Annotated in this window: 6 protein-coding genes; all 6 read left to right on the top strand. The window is 49.4% G+C overall.

What is annotated here, in order from left to right; translation table 11 throughout:
- Nucleotides 1–262 (top strand): inorganic phosphate transporter (locus tag B2633_RS17815; protein ID WP_483171976.1); only part of this gene is annotated, 262 nt, incomplete at its 5' end.
- A gap of 100 nt (nt 263–362) precedes the next feature.
- A complete protein-coding gene (locus B2633_RS17810; protein ID WP_481037875.1) occupies nt 363–992 on the top strand; it encodes a redox-sensing transcriptional repressor Rex in 630 nt (209 codons plus the stop codon).
- Between the two features lie 144 nt (nt 993–1,136).
- On the top strand, nt 1,137–1,403 hold the full coding sequence (locus B2633_RS17805) for a DUF4321 domain-containing protein (RefSeq protein ID WP_481037876.1): 267 nt from the start codon (nt 1,137–1,139) through the stop codon (nt 1,401–1,403).
- 17 nt (nt 1,404–1,420) lie between these two features.
- A complete protein-coding gene (locus B2633_RS17800; protein ID WP_483171975.1) occupies nt 1,421–2,032 on the top strand; it encodes a Maf family protein in 612 nt (203 codons plus the stop codon).
- Entirely contained in the window at nt 2,007–2,693 is a 687-nt protein-coding gene (gene radC / locus B2633_RS17795) for a RadC family protein (protein ID WP_481037878.1), read from the top strand. The genes B2633_RS17800 and radC overlap by 26 nt, the downstream gene beginning before the upstream one ends.
- Before the next feature lie 39 nt (nt 2,694–2,732).
- Nucleotides 2,733–3,194 (top strand): rod shape-determining protein (locus B2633_RS17790; RefSeq protein ID WP_483171982.1); only part of this gene is annotated, 462 nt, incomplete at its 3' end.

The raw sequence follows: 3,194 nt of genomic DNA, 5'->3' as shown, positions 1-3,194 counted from the left end.
GATCTTTCGCATTGAGCCTATCAACGGCTTCGCAGCCGATGCCACTTCCGCAGTAGTCATCTATGGAGCCAGTATGCTGGGAGCACCCGTCAGCACCACCCATGTGGTATCATCTTCCATCATGGGGGTGGGCGCTGCCAAACGCCTCAAAGGGGTGCGCTGGAATATAGCCCGTCAAATCATCGTAGCCTGGTTTGTGACCATCCCTTCTTCCGCCCTGGTAGCAATAGTGGTATACAACCTTATAAAGGTTTTGATATAATGAGTCTAATTCTTACCTAGTTAGTGAAAGAATTCATTTTCGCTGGTGGTTTTTGACTTAACATATGGAACACTGCAGCCAGCCAAAGGAGTTGGAACTCTTGAAAGTATTCAAGATACCTGAAGCTACCGTGATGAGACTGTCTATTTATTCCAGATATCTGCACCAGTTAATGGAAGAGGGCGAAGAGACTATATCTTCGGGCGAAATCGCCAAAGGTGTAGGCGTCAGTTCTGCTCAGGTCAGAAAAGACCTGGCTTATTTTGGAGAATTCGGAACCCGCGGAGTTGGCTACAAGGTTTCTGAACTGTATTGTCAATTGATGAAAATATTGGGATTGGACCACCGCTGGAACACCATTATAGTCGGTGCAGGAAAGCTTGGTTCAGCTCTGGCTCTATATCAGGGGTTTTTCGAACGCGGTTTCAATATCTGCGCTATTTTGGATGTAAACCCCAATATTATCGGAAATAAACTGGGCTCCCTGCGAGTACAGCCCCTGGATCAGCTGCAAGATCTGGTTGAACAATACGATATTCAGATAGGGGTTATCGCAGTGCCGGCCACCCATGCCCAGGATGTTACCGAGCAATTGCTGGAGGCCGGCGTCAAGGCCATTCTGAACTTTTCTCCGCGGGTCTTGAAGGTTCCCCCGGATATCGTTTTCAGGAATGTAGACCTGTCTGTCAATCTGGAGGTTTTAAGCTTTAACCTGGCCCTGAACCGTTAGATCTTTTTTCAGACCGGCCCGGGTGTAAAAATTAATAAAAAAAGTGGAGAATGCTGTGTTAGCAAGGTATTCTCCTTTTTTGCTTACCTTGTTTTTGCCTGGGGGTAATGCTAAACTTGTAAAGAAGTTGATTGGGAGGCTATTGTGGCTAGTCGCGGTAAGATACAACCTGGATGGCAAATCCTCGCCCTGCTGCTGATACTGGGTGGTATCATCGGGAGTTTTATCGGGGACGCTATAGTTAAAACGTGGCCCGCCGGGCAGGTTCTGGGGAGGATGCAAAACCTGGGATTTGCCCCTTTTACACTGGATTTGAAGGTCTTTTCGCTCACCCTGGGGCTGATGTTCCATGTTAGTATATTTACTCTCCTGGGCTTTTTGATTGCCTATGCCTTGTATAGAAAGCTGTAAATGAGAGGTAAATGGCCATGCGTGTGGTCTTAGCGTCGCAATCACCCCGTCGCAAGACGCTTTTGGAGTTGATCGGGCTGCGGTTCTCCTGCAATCCCGCTGACGTAGATGAGAGCTTTGACAACTTTAATGGAGACCCGGCCGCGGCCTGTTTGGAATTAGCTGCCTCAAAAGCCAGGGCGGTGGCGGCACAAGAGCCTGAAGCACTGATAATTGCGGCTGATACCATTGTGGTAGTGGACAACCGGATTCTGGGCAAGCCCCGCGATAAATGGGAAGCCTTTGAGATGCTTTCGTTGTTAAGCGGCCGGGAACATCGAGTGATAACCGGCCTGTGTGTTCTCAATACCTGTAACGGAAGTATACAAGCTGCAAGTGAAATAACTCGAGTCAGGTTTCGTAATATTCAGGAGGATGAAATCTGGGCCTATATAGCCAGCGGTGAGCCTTTGGACAAAGCCGGCTCTTACGGGGCACAAGGCTTAGGCGCCGTATTTGTGGATCATATCGACGGCTGTTTTTATAATGTAGTAGGATTGCCACTTCACACCCTGTATTTTATGCTGAAAAAACAAGGCCTGCAATTATTGGGGGGTGTAGAAGATGAGCTACCATGCGGTAGGCATTAAGGAATTGCCAGAGGATATGAGGCCCCGGGAAAAACTGGCCAAATTCGGTGAAGGCCGTTTGGACGACCATGAACTTATAGCCATTATTCTGGGTATGGGCACCACTAAAATCAACGCGCTTGATCTGGCCCGGCAGATAATGATAAAATACAGAACCCTGCGCCGCCTGAAAGAAGCCAGCCTGGAAGAATTGATGAGTGAACGCGGCATCGGTATGGCCAAGGCGGTCAGCATCAAAGCCGCCATTGAATTAGGTCGCAGACTGGCCTTAAGCCAGGAATCCAAACCGGTGATCACCTCGCCGGAAGATGTCAAAACTTTAGTTATGGAAGATATGCGCTACCTCGACCGGGAGCATTTTAAAGTGATTTACCTGGATCGCAAAGGCGGCATCATAGTTACCGAGGATATTTCGGTGGGGGGGTTGCACAGTTCGATGGCCCACCCCCGCGAGGTTTTTAAGAATGCCGTAAAGCGAAGCGCTGCTTCTATTATATTGGTACATAATCATCCCAGCGGTGATCCCCATCCCAGCAACGAAGATATGGAGACTACCCGCAGATTGGTTGAGGCCGGACAGATAGTGGGCATTGAAGTCCTCGACCATGTGATAATTGGTGATAATAAATACTGCAGCATGAAATCTAGAGGTCTAATCTAGTTTTAAGGAGGAAAAACTATTTTGGTTTTCGGTAGAGATATGGGAATAGATTTGGGTACGGCCAATACCCTGGTGCACGTTAAAGGAAAAGGCATCGTTTTGACCGAACCATCCGTAGTGGCCATACAGAATGACAACGGACGGGTTTTGGCCGTGGGTGAAGAGGCCAAGCAGATGATCGGCAGAACCCCGGGTAATATCATAGCCATCCGCCCTATGAAAGACGGGGTTATCGCTGACTTTGACGTTACTCAGGCCATGTTGAAGTACTTTATCAGTAAAGCTCTGGGGCAGAAAACACCCTTCATCAGGCCCCGGGTGATTGTCAGCATCCCCACCGGCTGCACCACGGTTGAGGAAAGAGCCGTGCGGGAAGCGGCCTTAGCCGGCGGCGCCAAAGAGGCCTACTTGATAGAAGAGCCCATGGCGGCAGCAATAGGCGCAGGTATGCCGGTTCATGAGCCTACCGGCAATCTGATCGTCGATATCGGCGGGGGGACC

This window comes from Syntrophomonas sp. UBA1041 (assembly GCF_002316705.1).
In the GTDB taxonomy this organism is placed as follows: domain Bacteria; phylum Bacillota; class Syntrophomonadia; order Syntrophomonadales; family Syntrophomonadaceae; genus DTU019.
The sequence above is the reverse complement of the archived record's forward strand: the minus strand, read 5'-3'. Positions and strand labels throughout refer to the sequence as shown.